Source organism: Bacillus halotolerans, assembly GCF_004006435.1.
Lineage (GTDB): Bacteria > Bacillota > Bacilli > Bacillales > Bacillaceae > Bacillus > Bacillus halotolerans.
In genome coordinates, this window is sequence record NZ_CP029364.1 from 3,093,777 (window position 1) to 3,111,785 (window position 18,009).

Genomic DNA, 18,009 nt, shown 5'->3' on the forward strand with positions numbered 1-18,009 from the left:
AAATGGATTTCCCTGATCGTTTAATTGATCATATCGAGCGAAATATGAATTTGTATAGCACTATACTCATTCCAATGCTTCAAGAAGGGAATAGCATTGCATTAACGCCCATTCCCTCATCTGATGCAGAAAATGTTTATTACATGGATGGCAGCATAGAGAAAACCTATCGCTTTCAGATTCTTGTGAAGCATAAACAGCAATTCGTGGGATATAATTCTTTACTTCAAATTGGCGAATTCTTATCTGGATTGCAAGAGAACGAGGTTCAAAGTAGCGACAATTCATTTGAATTTATTAAGTGCAATATTTCTGCAACGCCTAATTTTCTAGGGAAATCTGAGCAGCAGGAATATGTGTATGCATCCACTTTTGATGCAGAGTTATTTATCAAAGCAAGGGAGGCAAAATGATGCCAGGTACTGATAGTTTTATCATTCAGGCAAAACATAAATTTGAGATCAATACAACGCCGGACGCCACAGAACCAACATGGGTAAGAGTTGGAGCCGGCTTTTCATCCGTTGAACCTTCTCCGAATGAAGAAACAGATGATACATCTTATTTAGACGGTGACGGAAACAAATCCACTACAGTAACAGGGGGACAGTTAACCCTTGCATTCTCCGGACATCGGAAATATGATGATCCGGCGCAAAATTTTATTGCTTCAAAAGCGTTGAAATACGGATCTGAGAGGGAAACACAATTTCGCTGGACAGATCCATCCGGTGTAATTGTTGAGGGTGATGTGACTATGACTGAGATATCCCTACCTTCTGGTGATGCGAATGCAAAAGGTGAGTTCGGCGTCACAATCGCTTATAACGGGGTGCCAAAAGTAACTGAAACACCCTGATGCGCCCCAAAATCTAACTTATGAGGCAGGTACAAATGAAATCAGCTTGTCTTGGGACAAAGTAGATGGGGCTGACTCATATGATATTTTCCGAAGCGGAAATAAAATTGATAACGTAACAGAAAATAAATATCAATCAACAGGTTTAAAACCGGACACACAATATACATTTGTGATCCGCGCTGTTAATGCTGCTGGTGTCTCTGAACCATCAGATTCATTAGTAACTCGTACAAAACCAGAACCAACAACAGAGGGCTAGCCATACGGCTGCCCTTTTTTATTTATAAAGGAGCGGAATAACTATGGCTGTTCGTAAAATTGAAATCAAGAAATCCTATGAAGAGGTTGAAATTGGGGATTCTATTTATCAGATTCCTTTTGATGATGATTCCTTGAAAAAATACGAGAGTTTTTCAAAAGAGTATTATGCGGCTGTGAAAAAGCTTGAAAAAGTAAATGTCAATAACGCCTCTGACAAACAATTGGAGCAGTTAGAGCTTGAAAATGAACGATTGACCAAACAAGCTATTGAAATGTTTTTAGGAGAAGGCACATACAGTCATATTTATGAGCAGGCCGGCCGATCAGTATTTGTGGTAGCAGAAATTGTATTTAGTCTACTTGAAGTGGTAGAAGAAAAGTTCCAAGATTTTCAGAATCGCGGCAAGAAATACTATACAAAGTAGTGAAGTTTTATGGATTTTAAGCTGACAGAAAGATTCGACGATCAAATAATGATTGGCGAAAATATACTTTACTTGAATTTATCCTATGACAGGGTAATGAGGCTTTTCGAGCTCTTTAAAGACGATAGGTTTAGTGAAGGGCAGAAGCTTGATATAGCTTTAGAAATGTTTGCAATGAATCCGGAAATTTTAAAGTTTCTTGAGATTGAAGAAAAAAACGCGGCTCTCGAAACTATTGTTTATGACTTCATCGGGCTGAAAAAGCAGGATGACGACGAAGAAGAACAACAGGAAAACGATGCACCGAATAAAAAACTATACGATCTGGACAAAGACGCGGCTTATATATACGCGTCTTTTTTGTATGACTATAACTTGGACTTATTCGAATTACAAGGGACTCTGCATTGGAATAAATTCAATGCTCTTCTCCAAAACCTCTCAGATAAATCCAAATTTAAAGAGGTCGTGAGTATTCGAGCTGCTGAAGTGCCAAAACCGACTAAGCACAACAAAGAAGAACGGGATCGGTTGATTAAACTCAAACGCCTTTACAGTCTCGAGGACGAAGAGACGCTTGAAGATTTGGAAACCAAATTGGACACTTATTTCTCCATGATAGCAAATACAAGAAAAAAGGGCGGTGAGAGTTATGGCGGCAGCGGGCCGAATTGAGATTAATACATCCTTAAACAGACAAGGAGCAGAGCGAGACTTCCAACGACTACAGGCTAGCATGCAAAGTGGAGCTCAAAAAATGAAGAGCGTAGGCGAGACGATGAGTAAGGCAATTACTGTCCCATTAGCAGGGTTAGGCGCGGCCGCCATCTCCTCAGCTAAAAGTGTAGGTGATGCACAAGCCAAAATACAGTCGTCATTAGGTGTCACTAAGAAAGAAGCTGAAAATCTTACAAATGTAGCTAGAAACATTTATAAAGCTGGTTTTGGAGAAAGTTTAGATGAAGTTTCTGATGCTCTTATTAAAACAAAGCAGAACATGAAAAACATAAATAGTGAAGCTGAGCTACAAACAGCGACTAAAAACGCCCTGGCCCTTGCAAAAACATTTGATGCTGATGTAAATGAGGTTACAAGAGGCGGAGGCCAGTTAATGAAAGCCTTTGGCATTGACTCTAAAAAGGCCTTTGATTTGATGGCTTATGGAGCCCAAAATGGACTTAATTTCTCTGATGAGATGTTTGATAATCTCAGTGAATATGCTCCCTTGTTTGGAAAGATGGGGTATTCTGCAGATGAATATTTCCAGCTATTGATAAAAGGTTCTAAAAACGGAGCCTACAATCTCGACTATGTAAATGATGTCTTTAAAGAGTTTCAAATTCGTGTAAAAGACGGATCAAAAAGCACAGAAGAAGCAATGGGACAACTATCAAGTGGGACTCAAAAGGTCTGGAAAGACTTCTTGCAGGGGAAGGGTACTGTAAAAGATGTTGCGAACGCAGTTCTTCCCGAATTAAAAGGGATGGATGATCAAGTTGCTGCGAATAACATTGGTGTAGCCCTATTCGGTACTAAATGGGAAGACTTAGAGTCTGACGCAATGTACAGCATGGGGAATATTAAGGGTTCTCTTGATGAATCAGCAGGAGCAATGGACAAAGTTACTAAAGCTCAAGAACAGTCCTTTGGTCAGCAATTTCAAGCAACTCTAAGACAGGCAGCTGATGCATTAGAACCCATTGGAAGAATTATTTTGGATATGGCTCAGAGAGCTTTGCCAATAGTTCAACAGGCAATCCAAGGGTTATCTGACAAGTTTAAGAGTCTTTCTCCTACTGGACAAACTGTGGTAGTCGTTATGGGTGGGATAGCTGCGGCAATCGGTCCATTGTTAATGGTTCTATCATCGATGTTGCCGGCTATAACGGCTATCGTCACCAATTTTGGGACAGTCGTAACAGTTGCAACAAAAGTAGGCGGGGCAATCAAAACAATAGGAACTGTATTCGGTGTAGTATCCAAGCTTTTTATGACAAACCCTATATTAATTGCGATAACAGCCATTGCAGCGGCTGTTTATTTAGTCATCAAATATTGGGAGCCTATTTCTGAATTCTTTAAAGGGCTATGGGACGGCATCGTTTCGGTTGCAAAAACAATTTGGGATGGACTAAAAACATACTTTACTATTCAATTTAACTTATACAAAACCATTTTCACCACAGTATGGAACGCTATAAAGTCGTTTGCAGAGGCTGTTTGGAACGGAATCGTAGTGGCGGCTCAAACTATCTGGGAAGGACTTAAATTATATTTTACAACTCTTCTAAATTTCTATAAAACCATTTTTACTACCGTGTGGAATGGAATTAAAACGGCTGTCACTGCAGTATGGAATGGGATTGTTACAGCAGGAAAAGCAATCTGGGACGGTTTGAAAACGTTTTTTACTAATTTTTTGAATGGTTTAAAAATCATATTTACTACGGTTTGGAATGCTATAAAAACAGCAACAACTACCGTTTGGAATGGAATCGTTACAGTTGGGAAAAGCGTGTGGAATGGTTTGAAAACCTTCTTCACAAATCTTCTGAATGGGTTTAAAAAGATTTTCACAACCATTTGGAATGGGATTAAGACTGTTTTAACCACTGTATGGAAAGGAATTTCCTCTGTGGCTAAAACAGTTTGGAATGCACTGAAAACATATTTTACAAATGCACTCAATTTCTATAAAAGTCTTTTCTCTAGAATCTGGAACGGTATTAAAAGTACATTAGTTAATATTTGGAAAGGGATATCATCTGCTGGGAAGTCTATTTGGAATGGACTTAAATCGTTCTTTTCAAGCTTATGGAATGGGATAAAAAATACAGCATCAAGAGTTTTTAACGGGATGAAAAACGTGGTCAATAATATCTGGAATGGAATGAAAAGTTCAGCACGTTCAGCGTGGAATCTTATAAAAACATACGTTGTTAATCCCGTAAATAATATCAAAAATAAAGTTGTTTCAGCCTTCAATAATATAAAGTCTGGTGTGTTGGGCGTATGGGATGGCATAAAATCTGGCATTCGGAGCTCTATTAACTGGATAATCGGAAAAATTAATAGTTTCACAGGTGGGTTCTCTAGCAAGCTGAAGGTTTTAAATAAGATACCAGGCGTGAATATCCCTTCGATTCCTAAAATACCAATGTTGGCTACAGGCGGCCGTGTATTACGAGGTAAAGCAATTGTCGGGGAGGCCGGTCCAGAATTATTAGATGCAACTGGATCAACAACAAAAGTCATTCCTCTTTCATCAAAAGAGAAGGCCGCTGGAATTTCCGGTGCGCTAGGAAATATTAGTCCAACAAACATCAATAACAATTTTGATCTGTCGGCGCTGGCGAAAGCTATTCAGCAACTTTCTCAAGCTGTTTTAAATCACCCTATTGAGGTGAAAATACCAGCTATTCGCACTGATCTTAGCGTAAACGGACGGCAATTTGCTTCAGCAACACAAAAAGACATGACACAAGCGCAACAGCGCCAAGCTTTTAGAGATAAGAGGCGGTACAAATGACAATGACATTTAACGGGGTATCAAAACCCTTTGTTCATGCAACGGTAGACACAAAGCGGCCAATGTGGGCGCCCATAGAGTGGGAAATGGTTGAAATCCCTGGTCGTCCTGGCGCATATCTGAAGCTAAAGAAAATAAAAGCCCGTCCGTTGCCTGTTTCCGTAGTCATTAAGGGCGTTGATGACATGCAGAAAGCAAAAGAAGAAGTGGCCGAATGGCTTGTAACTGACAAGCCTGCCCCTTTAGTCTTTCTTGATGAACCTGACAGAACATATTACGCCGTTATTGATGGTGAAGGGCAGCTGGACGAGGTTTTCAAATTCGGAAAGGGCACGATAAATTTTATCTGCCCTGATCCTTACAAGTACGGGCCGGACACTGTTTTCGATATTCCGACAGCGGGCACGACTGTAAAAACAAACGGCAGCGCGCCGGCTTCACCCGTTGTAAAATGCACGCTTGCGGCTGCAGCCACGTCATACAGCATTGAATTGTTGAATGATGATGGCAGTGTATACCAAGGCGTATATCTGAAATTCAACTTTATTGCGGGTGATTATATCGAAATAGATTTTTCTAAGCGACGTGTGACGATCAGCGGAATCAAAAAGAGTTCAGCCATCCTTTATAAATCGAGGTTTTTTCAGATTCCGTCAAAGAAAAACGTCAAGGTTAGGGCCAGCCATCCAAGTAAAATACATTTAACAGAGAAATATAAATAGGTAGGTGATTATAATGGCCGATATGTGGGTGTTAGATAGATACGATAACCCTTTGGCAATCCTATCTAGTGATGCGGAGGATGATGCCTGCACCTTTTATTCTGATCAGTTTCTGGAAAAGGTGAATCAAGGTACAGAATTCTCTTTCAGTTGTGACGCAAGACACGAAGATAGCCTACATGTAACTAAATTAAACCAAGTCGTTTTCAGAGATGAAGACGGCTTTTTTCGTCTCTTCAAAATCAGAGAAATTGACCGTGGCAACGGAGACAACGGGGCAGAGAAAATCGCCCATTGTGAACCGGCTGAAATGGAGCTGCTTGAAGCTATTGTGGAAGACGTACGGCCAACCGGTAAAACGCAACAATATGCACTGGATAGAGTTTTAGAGGGTACAAGGTGGAAGGGAAATGTAACAGCTCAAACGGGTACACAGTCCACAAACTTTTATCATATCAGCGCTTACGAAGCCATTACTAAAATTATTGAGGTATGGGGCGGAGAACTGCGTTTTACTGTCAATTTTGACGAAGAAAACAACAAAATTATTGAACGTGTTGTCAACATTGAGCAGCGGCGCGGAAATGATGAAGGTGATCGTTTCGAAGTCGGCTACAATGTCGAAAGTATTACGGTCACTGAAATGGCTTATCCTGTTTCTGCTCTATATGGATGGGGCGGCAGCGTGGAGACAGAAAATGGCGGGGATTCCCGTTATATTGACTTCGCAGACGTTGAATGGAAAGTATCAAACGGTGATCCGGCAGACAAGCCGAAAGGTCAGAAGTGGATTGAGTTGCCAGGAGCAAAAGAGAAATACGGTTATAGAAAGTCTGATGGAGCGTTTATAAACTCTTTTGGTCAATGGCAGGATGAAAACATAACCGATCCAAAAGAGCTATTACAGAAAACATATGAACATTTGAGGGATACGGCTTCCAAACCTCAAGCAACATATGAACTAAAGGTCATTCCGACTGATCATATTTCCCTTGGAGATACCAGGACTGCTATAGATGATACACAAGCAGATCCAATACAAATTCAATCCCGAGTTATCGCCCTTGGATACAGTATTTCAAATCCTGCAGGCACAAAAACCGTTGAAATGGGCGAGTTTTTAGAAGTTTATCAACCTGATAGGCGCCTAGACGATTTAGAAGATAAAGTAAAAAACATTGACCGCAATGTTCAGGTGACTGATGGCAGTTTCCCTGACATTATCCCTAAAGTCCCTTCTAATGTAACTGTTAAGGGGCTTTTTTCAGGTACTAGCATCACTTGGGACTATGACCCTTCTTCTTATATTGCTGCATATGAGGTTTATGGATCACAAATAAAAGGTTTCATCCCATCTATCGAAAATCGGCTATGGCGAGGCAAACAAAGCGGGTACCTACATGAAAATGCTGGCGTTGATAACGTTTGGTACTATCGCATACGAGCGGTTAACTATCACGGTAAAGCAAGCGAGTTCACAGGTGAGTTCTCGGCAAAAACTCAGAGGATTCTGACTGATGATATTATGTTCAACAGCATTATTGCGGATCGTCTGGCAAACTTAGCGGTCACTGCTGATAAACTAGCGCGCAACTTTGACCAAGGTAATATCTTCCCAGGCTCTCTTTTAAAGGCGAAATGGTTTTACGACTATTCCGGCACTAAACATAGTGTAGAAGAAAAAGAATTTAACGAAATGACTGTTACCCAAGTGATTAGTGACACAACGAAAACAAATTTTGGAGTTTGCGGATATGGAACACCACCTGTAAACATTCAAAGAATGTCATTGGTTAAAGATGAAGTATACACCTTGTCTTTTGAAGTTAAACGGAACAACACAACCGATCTAAACTATATTCATTTAAAGAAATTCAACACATTCACCAAAATAAGCGGCAGTGATTTGAGTGACATTTCTAGTTATCCATCTGATCAATTCGTTAGAGTGAATATCAAATTTACGGCGCCGGAAAGTGGATCTGATTATACAATCGGAATCGGCGGTTATAATCGTAACGGCAACACAGAACCATGCAGTTTTGTTATTCGCAAAGTTCAGGTGCGTAAAGGTGATGTCATTGCTGATTATGGGTATAGCCCGTTTGATACACAGCTGACAGACAACGTTATTGACGGCGATTATATCCAATCCCTTTCTATCGGATCTGCTCATATACAAGAGGCAGCGATAGGAACAGCGCACATCCAAAAAGCAGCCATAACAAGCGCGCAAATTGCTGAGGCGGCAATCGGAACAGCAGCCATTCAAAACGCTGCTATCGCAAAAGCTCACCTGAAAACAGCGATAATTGATACCGTTCATATCATTGACGGAGCCATTACAAATGCCAAGATTGGCAACCTGTCAGCTGACAAAATAAATTCCGGTACAATTAATTCAATCAATATCACAGGTTCATTAATCAAAGGCGGCAAATTCCAAGCGTTGAACACTAACCGGGATTTTGATTCTTATTTTGATGGAGACAAGTTATATCAGTATAAGAGGTCAACGGCAAGCGGAACATATGGAGAATATTCATTACTTGATGTAAGTTCCAGTTTGATCTATCAAGAGACTGGAAAAGACTATCTCGACGGATCGCAGAAACAAATTTACAGAAGTGTAAGTATTGGAGATGGTAAAGTTTCTGTGAAAGGAGCAGGGAAATTTACTGACGCCAATGACATGCCTATAGTTGAAATGTTTGGAGAATTGGTCGCATCGGGAAGGGGCGCAGGAAAGTTTCTTATGACCAACTCGACAACAAACACATCGAGAGTAAAGAATATTTTTGAATTAGACGGAAGATACGATCCAATGGAAGTAACTGATGATGAAACAAAGTATTATAACAACTTCCAAAATAGAGCGACTATAACAGGGGGTTCAACGTTATTAAGCTTGAAACCAACGAATCTAGAGGTCAATGTGCCCGGCGGAATAAAAATGAAAACAGGTAAGCGATTTGCGATTGAAGGCGCGCCAGTCGAACTGCCTGCCGGGTCAGATATACAAGTCGGAAACGCCAATCCTAACGAAAGACAAGCATTAATGGCAGGTAACGTTACCTCACTGGTCGCTGATATACACGGCTATTTACAATATCATTTAGTTGCATGTGTAACACAAGTCCAAGTTGTATTACCAGGGAGTGGAGGTTCGACAGCTTATGGAAAGACAACAGTCAACTTTACAGACGGACGCGGCGGCGAAGTAGAAAACATTTTTGCAGTATTTCCAGCTGCTTATGGTGCTTATAGTAACGCCGTAACAGTTGGGATAGAAAAACAGAGTTCAGCCGGTTTTACTGTTCATGTAAGGGGTACTGGAACCTCTTCCGGTGTAGCAGGGCAAAGCATGACAATTCGGTTACTTGTGCTTTATGAAAAACGATAACAGGGGCGGTTGATGATGATAAACGAAGTAAGGGCCGATCCAAGTGTTTATTCTTACATTGAAGGATTGAGCTTAACGCAAACTGAAACGGGTATTCATTTATCGCCATGCTCTTACTATGAGGGGCGACTACAAAATACTTTTTCTATGGGGAAAGTTGATTTTAATATCGTTTCTGATTCTTTGAATACATTTGGCTATGGGCTTCACATAGTCTATGTAAAAGCAACTGGAACTATGGAATACAAACTATTCCGCATGATAGCAGACCAGGACGGCTATTTTTGCGATTATATAGATAGTACCGAATACCAATTAATGAAACAGATCCTCCATATATCTGTAACGCCTGACAGGGAGAGAACAGGGGAATTCTACTTATATCCGAAAGGAGAATAACGAATATGACACTTGAACCGATTGATATTACACCTCAACATAATGAAAAGACAGAAGTCGAGCAGCTAAAAGAGCAAGTATTGGATCTCCAACGTGTATGTAATGTCTTAATGGCGAATCAGTCGCAATAATCGGAGGGAATCTCAATGAAAGGCCGAAGCACGTTTTACGGGTTTTTTGAGGATTGTTGGAGGAATGGAACTGTCTTAACTATTGAGTTAAAAACTTATGTACAAATAGGGAGACTTACACAAGCTGAATTTGAAGAAATAACAGCCCTTGAGCGCGGAAACGCTTATCCTGACCAAACAGAATAGGAGAATCAATATGGAAGAAAAGAAAACACACGAAATGGATTTAGAAACGAAAGCGGAGCTATTCGAACGAAAAGCGGCAGCTTATCGTCAGAATTGGATGGATGCTGAAGATGTAGTCTTGTCGTATCAGTACCTTTCAGAAAAAGATAAGCAGCTTTTAGCGGGAAAAGAGCAAGAAATCCAGCATCTGAAGGAACATATTGAGAAGTTAGAAAAGAACCTGAACAACTTGAAAGGCCCTGTAAAACTAAATCATCAGAAAAAATAAGCGGCGGAGAAGCGGCTTTTTTATTTTGCCTCTAAGGAGGTGATCAAACGAAATGGAGGAAACGACTGTGTTTATCAATTTTGAAACGTTGGATTTAGCGAGGATTTACCTGTTCGGAGGTGTGAAATATCTCGATTTATTACTGGTCCTCAGCATAATTGACGTCATAACAGGCGTAATTAAGGCATGGAAATTTAAGAAGCTGCGGAGCCGGAGCGCTTGGTTCGGTTACGTCCGGAAAATGCTCAGCTTTTTGGTGGTTATTGTGGCAAATATCATAGATACAATTCTCAATCTGAACGGCGTCCTGACATTTGGAACCGTTCTTTTTTATATCGCCAATGAGGGGCTTTCCATTACGGAGAACCTGGCACAAATCGGCGTTAAGATTCCGGCTGCGATTACGGACCGACTTCATGTAATTGAAGAAGAAAACGAACAAACAACAAAAAAAGATGAACAAGCTGCTGGGTAATCCAGCGGCTCTTTTTATTTCAAAAACAGAATAGGAGAGATTTTCATGACAATTGTAGTGAAAAAGAACCTTGTATCAGAAGCAAAATACGCTTTGAAATGTCCTAATCCGATGACCGCGGAATACATCACCATTCATAACACTTACAATGATGCATCTGCTGCTAATGAGGTCAGCTACATGATTGGAAACACCAGTTCAACGAGCTTTCACTTTGCTGTTGATGATAAAGAGGTAAGGCAGGGCATCCCAACAGATCGCAATGCATGGCACACAGGAGATGGGACGAACGGTACAGGGAATCGAAAGTCGATTGGTGTCGAAATTTGTTATAGCAAGTCAGGAGGCGCTAAATACTACGCTGCTGAAAAGTTGGCAATCAAGTTTGTGGCGCAACTGCTTAAAGAGCGCGGCTGGGGTATTGATCGTGTACGAAAGCATCAAGACTGGAGCGGAAAGTATTGCCCGCATCGCATCTTATCGGAAGGGCGCTGGAATGAAGTCAAAGCGGCGATTGACGCTGAACTAAAAGCACTTGGCGGCAAATCATCCAGCAAGAAAACAACTTCGTCCAAGGCAGTGAAGAAATCAAGCTCAAGCAAAAAGAAAACATCTTTTAATCTGCCTTCTGGCATCTTTAAAGTAAGAAGCCCATTGACGCATAGTGATGCTGTTAAGCAAATTCAAACAGCACTAGCTGCACTGCATTTTTATCCGGATAAGAAAGCCAAAAACTTTGGGATCGATAGCTATTATGGACCGAAAACAGCGGATGCCGTCAGACGATTCCAGCTGATGAATGGATTAAAGGCTGACGGCATTTATGGACCGAAAACGAAGGCGAAACTGGAAGCACTTCTAAAATAATAAAAGCCCTTCCGATTGGGAGGGCTCTATTTTTAATCTTCTTCTTTTACGCATTCTTCGCAAAAACCAGAACCGTATAAAAACTCTACACGTTTTCCGCATTTACCGCATTGACAACTTTCAGCCAAAAGTAACATCCCCTTTCATTCAGGATAAGAAAATTATAACAATATGGTGAAAAAATACTAGTTTTATTTCAAATATCTATATACAATTGTTTATAGGTAGTGTATAATAAGAATATAAGGAGGTGAGGAAATGCTAGACAATATGTTAAAAGTCCTTCAAATTATCTTCTATGTTGCATCAATCGCATGGATTGCCCAACAATCACACGATGCAAAGAAAAATAATAAGAAGGACTAAGTGTAAAGGGAAGCGAGTTGGTCGCTCGCTTCTCAATATAATTATAAACAGTCTAGCATACAATATGAAGAGAAAACAAACATTCATTTTTTCCATGATACTGCTTAGTGTTGCATCCATTGGTCTGCGCTCATTTTGGACAAACCCTTTTACAACAGGCGTTATGATCTTTGTCTTAGCGTTAACCATTTACACGATCATTAAGGATTTAAGGAGAAGATAACATGGAACATCATCTAAAAAGCCGTCAGGAGGTCGAGGACTTCATCAGACGTGAAGTCCTTACCACTAACGAGGCAGCAGAGTTACTCGGGGTTAATCGGGCACGTATAAGCCAGCTTATAAGCAGCGGGAAGCTTATTCCAGTTAAAAAGTTGAGCGGCATTAGTTTGTTTCTTCGGACTGATTTAGAGGAAAAGAAAAAAGAATTAGAAGCCGGCCGGAAGAAGTACCGGCCGTATGATGAATGAAGCCCTTCTCCAGATGAGGAGGGTTCTTGTTTTATTCAGAACAACTCATTTATAAAACTTTTGGTTTAAAACTGATTAAAAAGGTTTAAAAATTGTTAATAAGTTTTAATCATTATTATTTACATCCGAACAAGTTTCACATATTATGGAATAAGAAAGAAACAAACAGTTTCTTTTTATTTGATGGAGGTGTTTAATATGCCCCGTGACATTTTACCAATTGCAGCAGCACTAGAATCACTTTACAAATCAATTTTTAATGTTTCTGATGGTGAAAATGATTTAACAGAAATGAAGATGCACAAACTGCTGTATTTCGCTCAAAAACATCATTATGCTACATTCGGAGAATGGTTATTTAATAACGATTTTGAAGGATGGGTTCATGGGCCGGTAAGCCGTAGGGTAAGAGGCAGCTTTAAAATGCTGGAATTCTACAAAGACGAATTAACCTTAGAGGAGGAATATACTTTAAGGGAAGTTATTCATGATTATGGTAAGTATACAGCTGGATACCTTAGGAATTTGAGTCATGAAGACACTGCTTATAAAATTTCAAGGTTAGGTTTACATGATGACGAAAACGGATCCGATATTATAAAGAAAGAAGACATTATAAACGATATAATGATTAATGATGAGCAACTTATCGATTGTGAGGTGCACTAATCTTTGTCCGATCCAATAAATAATGTAGGAAAAATTTTCACATCTCTAGAAAAGTATTATGATACTAGGGCGAGAAAAATAAAAGTGAAAGCTCGCCCTGTTTTGGTTATAGGATTTGAAGACGACTGCCCCAATCCTATGAGTATTGATTATGAGATATTACCGATCTCTACTTTAAAACAAAGACTACCTCATCCAAAACATGATATACATATAGATTCTGGTTTGAAAAATAAACTGGGGCTTAATGAAGAGTGTTATATAAGGACACATAAAACTTCATGGAGCAATGTCAAAAATATGAGGATTGAATCTCCAGTTGGGAATTTGAAAAACGAAGAGTATGAATTATTTAAGGAAACAGTCATGTTAAATCGGGAATGGGTAGTTGACCGTACTAATTATAGATTAGAAGAGGAAGCACACCAATAGGTGAGCTTTTTTTACTGCTTCTTATCCACTTATTTCTTCTTGCTTAATACACTCCACAGTTATAATTGAATCAAATCCAATAAAATTTGTATCACCTTTTAAATCTTTCACGTGCAGCTTCTGTTTTACGTCATCTATGTAATGAACATGTCCTGTTATTTCCTCGATAAAGCCGTCTCTGTATACTCTGATAACCAGAGCAGAATTAAACTCCATGGCTTCGCAAATAGTACGTGCCATTTCCTCCAGCTGGTATTCATCAAGAATGGGTTTTTCGATCTTCTGGACTTCTCTCTTTCTGTTTAAAAGGGCAGCCCTTTGTTCAGGTAATATGAATTTTTGTTCCCATCTCTTATCGTAAATCCCTTGACTCATTCCGATCATCTCCTTGAATAAATTATATGCGAACGAATGTTCTTTTATCAATGGAGAAATTATTGGAAGGAATTAAGCAACATAGGGACGTAAACAAGTATGTTATAATGCCTTTTGGGGACAGATGGGGACGAATTGGGGACCAACTTCCTCATTTTTAATCAAAAAAGAATATTTTTAATCAGAAACTTATGTAAGAAAACCCTATAAAATAGGGTTTGAGAATAAAACATCTGTTCGTATCAGAAACCCATCTCCACACTGGCAGCGTAGAGGTCAGGGGTTCGAGCCCCCTTGGCTCCATACCTGTAAACCCTTATTCTATAAGGGTTTTTTTGTTTTTAATAGAAAGGGTTCATTCGCTGAACCCTTCTGTTGATCCGAAATCATATGTCCCCAGGAGCATTTCATAAACCAATGATAAGGTCAGATATTCCTTCGTTAGGCTCCTGCGTTTGAAAAATGACATATAACAAACTAATCAAGTAAAGTAGTTCAGGCTATAAATCATGAATTTTCCAATACACCACTTTGTTCTTCAAAGACCGTCATGTCTTCCAAAGGGGGTGAGTAAACATGAAGAGACACCATTCGTTCGGAAGTCGGATTGGACATTTTGTGAATTAAACCTTTGGTTGATATAAGACATTCTCCTTTGTGGACAAAATATGAATTGGAGAGTTCTGCATGATCGCCGGTTGAGCGATAAATAGAATTGAGAAGTTTTCCTTCTAACACCATTGCACAACCAATGGATTGACCATGATCGTGGACTGCTGTCTCCTTGTTTGGGGGAATGTTAATCACGATAATTTCTAATTCATTGTTTCTATAGATGGCATTTCGGCCGTAAGCGTACTGGTCTGGTTCCTTTATATATGGTTGACTCAATTTTGACACGTTTGGAATTTGTGTTAAAGAAGCTGCCAAATCTTTAACCGATGGATTTTTCAAGCCGCTAAAAATTTCTTCGATACACTCATACAGTTCCATTCGTTTTTACCTCCCGGATCATTTAAAATTGCCTGGCATTGGTATTTCGCAGATTAGTTCATGATATTTACCCATAGACAATTTAGAGGCGGCAAACGCCTAGTGAACAAAAAAAATGTGCGGTCAACATGTTGTTCTTATCACCAACTTATTCGGGTTGATTAGTTTGAATTTTGATGAAAACAGTGAATTGAAAGGTGCCGTCATTACCCAAGCGAAGACCGATAGGATTACTTTTAAAACGGCCTGCTTTAAATCGCTTGAGGGAGCAGGCAGGGACTCATAAGTCACGATATCGGGCAAAAGCCGTTCAGGTTTTTGATTTGTGCTTGAAATTTGCGCCATTGACAAAACACAATCGGTTTGGAATAATGTTTGAGTATATGCTCATTTTTTCACATATTATCATAAAATAATATCATTTCCCATGATGGGGAGAGAATCCGAATGAAAGCTAATGGCATGCAAAATCTATTAGCTTCTTTTGTTTTCAAAAAATGATGTGTTTCGTATGTATTCATATAGGAAGGAATGACAACATGAAGACAAAACACTATTGGCTGATTTCTTTGCTCGCTGTTTTAGCGGTCGGGCCGGGATTGATGTCTAACACGGCATTGTCGTCAGTTCAAGGCCTTGTTCAGAAGACGGTTGGAACAAGTGACTTCACATCAGTAAATCCAATATTGATCGGCAATATGGCCTTCGCTTTATTAGTTCCGGCAGGACCGCTGCTAAGGAAAAAATTCGGTGCCCGTCCGATCTATCTGGCTTCATTACCCGTTTTTATACTTGGCTCACTGCTCTTCGCATTTTCAAGCGATATTGCCTGGATGGCGGCAGGACGCTTTTTACAGGGAGCGGCTACAGGTGTCATGCTGATGATTATGATTCCGATGCTAGTCCTGTCATTTCCGATTGACCGGCGGAATTACGCACTACTGGTGCTTATCGGCGGGTTCTATGGCTCTGTTATTATCGGTTCGATTTTAGGAACGATCGCGTTGAGCTACGGTCACTGGAGATGGCTGTTTTTTACCTTTGGCACACTGTCTTTGGTCGGCGTCGCAGTGAGTTATTTCTTTCTCTATGATGAGCATCATGGGGGATCAGAAAAGGAACAGTCATCACTCGACAGAGCAGGGATCATTTTATCTGTATGCGTGGCCGCAGCCTCAGCGTTTACATTCATTTTTCTGCAAAAATGGGGCTTTTCATCAGGTTATGTACGGGCTGGTTTTGGGGTTGCTTTATGTTTGCTCCTCATTCTGTTATTTGTAGAATATAAGGTGAAAAACCCTTTCATCTCTATTAAACAGATGCTGCTGCCTAAACCTGTGCTCGGTTTATTTATCATAGCGGCAGGAACGATTACGGTAGCTGTCAGTCTGGCAGCTTTTCAAGGCTTGCTTCGTCAAATGTATGATATATCCCGAGATCATCTCATTCTTTTAAACATGACTCTATTGATTGGAGTGGCCATAGCAGCTATTGCGAGTGCTCTGTTATATGATAAAGTCGGACCAGGGATGCTGGGGATTATAGGTTCTCTCATTCTCGTTTTTGTGAATGTTCAATGGCTTCATATGCAATATCAATCGTCTCTCTATGTGTTTGCGGCGCTGTTCATCATGCTGGCAGCAGGAACCGGCCTGACGGTCGCAGCAGGACTAATGGGAGCCGCTATGGGCGGCCCGCTTCCTGATCTGGTCAAAAGAATGACAGCTGTTCAGTTTTTAAGATTGTTTGTCTATATGGGTGTGCCTATCCTGATCGGCTATTTCACGAAAAAGGATGCTGCCAGACAAAACGGATCGATGCAGGATTCTATGATGACTGCCTATCATGATCTGTTTTTGATTTCTTTTATCCTGAGCGTGCTGCTCGTTTGTTTATCGTTTTGTATGAACGCCACCGGAATGGGGCACAAGCTGGCTCATAAGCCTCATGATAAAGGAAAATCCGCTCCGGAAAAACCGGCTGTTTCTGCACATGGACTGACAAAGGCTGCCGTAAAATCTCATAAAGTCATACATGATCAAGAATATCGTGATGCGCTCAGACATTTTAAACAGCACAGTCTTACAAAAATAGATACATGATCACTGCCTTTCCCTTGATGGGAAAGGCTTTTTGTGTGTTCTCTCTCAAACTTTATCCCTAAAGAATTGAAAAATATTAGAAGTACAAGTAAAATTCTTAAAGGTAGATTCTTTTACACTCGTAATCTTTTAAATCGAAGGAAGGTTTTCATGGCCCGTAAAAAACTGAAAAAACGTAGACTCTTCATTTCTCTATTTTTCGTTGTATCGATTCCGCTAGCCTTGTTTGTTTTAGCGACAACTCTTTCAAAGCCAATTGAAACATCCAAAGAACCTGAAGAAATTGATGAACAGCAAGTATTTATTGACAGCCTTTCCGGACATGCTCAAATTTTATATGAAAAATATCATGTCCTTCCCAGCATAACGATAGCTCAGGCCATACTCGAATCTGACTGGGGAAACAGCGAGCTTGCCTCTAAAGCCAACAACCTGTTTGGCGTAAAAGGAAATTATAAAGGACATCACGTTACCATGGATACAGATGAATTTGAAAAAGGGGAAAGAAAAACGATTCGCGCGAAATTCCGCAAATACAGCACGTTTTTTGAATCAATGGATGATCACGCCAAATTATTTGTCCAAGGCACATCGTGGAATAAAAAGAAGTATAAGCCGGTGCTTGAAGCTGAGGATTATAAAGAAGCAGCAGGCGCTCTTCAAACATCAGGCTATGCCACAGATCCGGAATATGCTGACAAAATCAGCGCCATTGTGGAAAAGTACGATTTAGATGAATACGATGAGGTGAATCCATCTCTGAAATCTGTGGATTTAAAAGGCTCCATCAAAGACAGCGCCGTTCAAGATGTATGGTCTAAGCCTTCTACTGATGATCAATCCATTAAGCTGACCTCTGCGCAATCTTACGTTGGCAAGGATATAAAGGTTGTATCTAAAAAACAGAAAGGCCAGTCCACATGGTACCAATTCCAAGTCAATAATAAACTGGTCGGCTGGATTGATGACTCAGCTGTTGAAATAAAGGAAGCAACCTGAGCCGTTTTTCCTGGTATTTTTATTTTTTTGTTCCATTCAGGGGAATTTGAGGTATAATATTCCACGGAAGTTATC

21 protein-coding genes are annotated in these 18,009 nt (G+C 40.1%); 19 read left to right on the top strand and 2 right to left on the bottom strand.

Annotation, left to right across the window (positions count from 1 at the left end; translation table 11 throughout):
- Window positions 1-2: 2 nt before the first annotated feature.
- The 17 genes from DIC78_RS15835 (at window position 3) to DIC78_RS15910 (ending at window position 13,465) form a co-directional block, all read left to right on the top strand.
- A complete protein-coding gene (locus DIC78_RS15835; protein ID WP_127696581.1) occupies window positions 3-413 on the top strand; it encodes a phage tail terminator protein in 411 nt (136 codons plus the stop codon).
- Window positions 413-859, top strand: coding sequence for a phage tail tube protein (locus DIC78_RS15840; protein WP_041517720.1), 447 nt, complete (start codon window positions 413-415; stop codon window positions 857-859). Before DIC78_RS15835 ends, DIC78_RS15840 begins: the two co-directional genes overlap by 1 nt.
- Window positions 860-905: 46 nt before the next feature.
- Window positions 906-1,121, top strand: a complete 216-nt coding sequence (locus DIC78_RS15845) for a fibronectin type III domain-containing protein (protein WP_240671128.1) — start codon at window positions 906-908, stop codon at window positions 1,119-1,121.
- Between the two features lie 43 nt (window positions 1,122-1,164).
- Window positions 1,165-1,548 (top strand): phage tail assembly chaperone, encoded by a 384-nt coding sequence (locus DIC78_RS15850; protein ID WP_015382956.1) that lies wholly within the window; start codon window positions 1,165-1,167, stop codon window positions 1,546-1,548.
- Window positions 1,549-1,557: 9 nt separating this feature from the next.
- Window positions 1,558-2,223: a Gp15 family bacteriophage protein gene (locus tag DIC78_RS15855; RefSeq protein ID WP_127696582.1), complete on the top strand. Its 666-nt coding sequence runs from the start codon at window positions 1,558-1,560 to the stop codon at window positions 2,221-2,223.
- Between the two features lie 82 nt (window positions 2,224-2,305).
- Window positions 2,306-5,077 (top strand): phage tail tape measure protein, encoded by a 2,772-nt coding sequence (locus DIC78_RS15860; RefSeq protein ID WP_240671129.1) that lies wholly within the window; start codon window positions 2,306-2,308, stop codon window positions 5,075-5,077.
- Window positions 5,074-5,799: a distal tail protein Dit gene (locus DIC78_RS15865; protein ID WP_127696583.1), complete on the top strand. Its 726-nt coding sequence runs from the start codon at window positions 5,074-5,076 to the stop codon at window positions 5,797-5,799. The genes DIC78_RS15860 and DIC78_RS15865 overlap by 4 nt, the downstream gene beginning before the upstream one ends.
- A 13-nt stretch (window positions 5,800-5,812) precedes the next feature.
- On the top strand, window positions 5,813-9,202 hold the full coding sequence (locus DIC78_RS15870) for a phage tail spike protein (protein WP_127696584.1): 3,390 nt from the start codon (window positions 5,813-5,815) through the stop codon (window positions 9,200-9,202).
- A gap of 15 nt (window positions 9,203-9,217) precedes the next feature.
- Window positions 9,218-9,601, top strand: a complete 384-nt coding sequence (locus DIC78_RS15875) for a hypothetical protein (RefSeq protein WP_127696585.1) — start codon at window positions 9,218-9,220, stop codon at window positions 9,599-9,601.
- 5 nt (window positions 9,602-9,606) lie between these two features.
- Complete coding sequence (locus DIC78_RS22005) at window positions 9,607-9,732, top strand: hypothetical protein (RefSeq protein WP_276317326.1); 126 nt, start codon at window positions 9,607-9,609, stop codon at window positions 9,730-9,732.
- A 15-nt stretch (window positions 9,733-9,747) separates the two neighbouring features.
- On the top strand, window positions 9,748-9,918 hold the full coding sequence (locus tag DIC78_RS21895) for an XkdX family protein (RefSeq protein ID WP_127696586.1): 171 nt from the start codon (window positions 9,748-9,750) through the stop codon (window positions 9,916-9,918).
- A gap of 10 nt (window positions 9,919-9,928) precedes the next feature.
- Window positions 9,929-10,186 (top strand): hypothetical protein, encoded by a 258-nt coding sequence (locus tag DIC78_RS15885; RefSeq protein WP_127696587.1) that lies wholly within the window; start codon window positions 9,929-9,931, stop codon window positions 10,184-10,186.
- 52 nt (window positions 10,187-10,238) lie between these two features.
- Complete coding sequence (locus DIC78_RS15890; RefSeq protein WP_103803604.1) at window positions 10,239-10,661, top strand: phage holin family protein; 423 nt, start codon at window positions 10,239-10,241, stop codon at window positions 10,659-10,661.
- 45 nt (window positions 10,662-10,706) lie between these two features.
- On the top strand, window positions 10,707-11,528 hold the full coding sequence (locus DIC78_RS15895) for a peptidoglycan recognition protein family protein (protein ID WP_127696588.1): 822 nt from the start codon (window positions 10,707-10,709) through the stop codon (window positions 11,526-11,528).
- A gap of 590 nt (window positions 11,529-12,118) precedes the next feature.
- Entirely contained in the window at window positions 12,119-12,364 is a 246-nt protein-coding gene (locus DIC78_RS15900) for a helix-turn-helix domain-containing protein (protein ID WP_127696589.1), read from the top strand.
- Window positions 12,365-12,562: 198 nt separating this feature from the next.
- Window positions 12,563-13,033: a Panacea domain-containing protein gene (locus DIC78_RS15905; protein ID WP_127696590.1), complete on the top strand. Its 471-nt coding sequence runs from the start codon at window positions 12,563-12,565 to the stop codon at window positions 13,031-13,033.
- A 3-nt stretch (window positions 13,034-13,036) separates the two neighbouring features.
- The gene (locus DIC78_RS15910; protein WP_127696591.1) at window positions 13,037-13,465 is read left to right on the top strand and encodes a hypothetical protein; all 429 of its coding nucleotides are present in this window, start codon (window positions 13,037-13,039) and stop codon (window positions 13,463-13,465) included.
- A 21-nt stretch (window positions 13,466-13,486) separates the two neighbouring features.
- Here DIC78_RS15910 and DIC78_RS15915 read toward each other — a convergent pair whose 3' ends face one another.
- The gene (locus DIC78_RS15915; protein ID WP_127696592.1) at window positions 13,487-13,840 is read right to left on the bottom strand and encodes a YolD-like family protein; all 354 of its coding nucleotides are present in this window, start codon (window positions 13,838-13,840) and stop codon (window positions 13,487-13,489) included.
- Between the two features lie 507 nt (window positions 13,841-14,347).
- The gene (locus DIC78_RS15920) at window positions 14,348-14,833 is read right to left on the bottom strand and encodes a cysteine dioxygenase (protein ID WP_127696593.1); all 486 of its coding nucleotides are present in this window, start codon (window positions 14,831-14,833) and stop codon (window positions 14,348-14,350) included.
- 539 nt (window positions 14,834-15,372) lie between these two features.
- Here DIC78_RS15920 and DIC78_RS15925 point away from each other — a divergent pair.
- Entirely contained in the window at window positions 15,373-16,935 is a 1,563-nt protein-coding gene (locus DIC78_RS15925) for an MFS transporter (protein WP_127696594.1), read from the top strand.
- A 150-nt stretch (window positions 16,936-17,085) separates the two neighbouring features.
- Window positions 17,086-17,934, top strand: coding sequence for a glucosaminidase domain-containing protein (locus DIC78_RS15930; RefSeq protein ID WP_106019453.1), 849 nt, complete (start codon window positions 17,086-17,088; stop codon window positions 17,932-17,934).
- The last annotated feature ends 75 nt before the right edge of the window (window positions 17,935-18,009 follow it).

What these genes read in the sequence shown, in the direction of transcription:
- DIC78_RS15835 (WP_127696581.1), top strand. Translation starts at nt 3, where the DNA reads ATGGATTTCCCTGATCGTTTAATTGATCATATCGAGCGAAATATGAAT.
- DIC78_RS15840 (WP_041517720.1), top strand. Translation starts at nt 413, where the DNA reads ATGCCAGGTACTGATAGTTTTATCATTCAGGCAAAACATAAATTTGAG.
- DIC78_RS15850 (WP_015382956.1), top strand. Translation starts at nt 1,165, where the DNA reads ATGGCTGTTCGTAAAATTGAAATCAAGAAATCCTATGAAGAGGTTGAA.
- DIC78_RS15855 (WP_127696582.1), top strand. Translation starts at nt 1,558, where the DNA reads ATGGATTTTAAGCTGACAGAAAGATTCGACGATCAAATAATGATTGGC.
- DIC78_RS15860 (WP_240671129.1), top strand. Translation starts at nt 2,306, where the DNA reads ATGAAGAGCGTAGGCGAGACGATGAGTAAGGCAATTACTGTCCCATTA.
- DIC78_RS15865 (WP_127696583.1), top strand. Translation starts at nt 5,074, where the DNA reads ATGACAATGACATTTAACGGGGTATCAAAACCCTTTGTTCATGCAACG.
- DIC78_RS15870 (WP_127696584.1), top strand. Translation starts at nt 5,813, where the DNA reads ATGGCCGATATGTGGGTGTTAGATAGATACGATAACCCTTTGGCAATC.
- DIC78_RS15875 (WP_127696585.1), top strand. Translation starts at nt 9,218, where the DNA reads ATGATAAACGAAGTAAGGGCCGATCCAAGTGTTTATTCTTACATTGAA.
- DIC78_RS22005 (WP_276317326.1), top strand. Translation starts at nt 9,607, where the DNA reads ATGACACTTGAACCGATTGATATTACACCTCAACATAATGAAAAGACA.
- DIC78_RS21895 (WP_127696586.1), top strand. Translation starts at nt 9,748, where the DNA reads ATGAAAGGCCGAAGCACGTTTTACGGGTTTTTTGAGGATTGTTGGAGG.
- DIC78_RS15885 (WP_127696587.1), top strand. Translation starts at nt 9,929, where the DNA reads ATGGAAGAAAAGAAAACACACGAAATGGATTTAGAAACGAAAGCGGAG.
- DIC78_RS15890 (WP_103803604.1), top strand. Translation starts at nt 10,239, where the DNA reads ATGGAGGAAACGACTGTGTTTATCAATTTTGAAACGTTGGATTTAGCG.
- DIC78_RS15895 (WP_127696588.1), top strand. Translation starts at nt 10,707, where the DNA reads ATGACAATTGTAGTGAAAAAGAACCTTGTATCAGAAGCAAAATACGCT.
- DIC78_RS15900 (WP_127696589.1), top strand. Translation starts at nt 12,119, where the DNA reads ATGGAACATCATCTAAAAAGCCGTCAGGAGGTCGAGGACTTCATCAGA.
- DIC78_RS15905 (WP_127696590.1), top strand. Translation starts at nt 12,563, where the DNA reads ATGCCCCGTGACATTTTACCAATTGCAGCAGCACTAGAATCACTTTAC.
- DIC78_RS15915 (WP_127696592.1), bottom strand. Translation starts at nt 13,840, where the DNA reads ATGAGTCAAGGGATTTACGATAAGAGATGGGAACAAAAATTCATATTA.
- DIC78_RS15920 (WP_127696593.1), bottom strand. Translation starts at nt 14,833, where the DNA reads ATGGAACTGTATGAGTGTATCGAAGAAATTTTTAGCGGCTTGAAAAAT.
- DIC78_RS15925 (WP_127696594.1), top strand. Translation starts at nt 15,373, where the DNA reads ATGAAGACAAAACACTATTGGCTGATTTCTTTGCTCGCTGTTTTAGCG.
- DIC78_RS15930 (WP_106019453.1), top strand. Translation starts at nt 17,086, where the DNA reads ATGGCCCGTAAAAAACTGAAAAAACGTAGACTCTTCATTTCTCTATTT.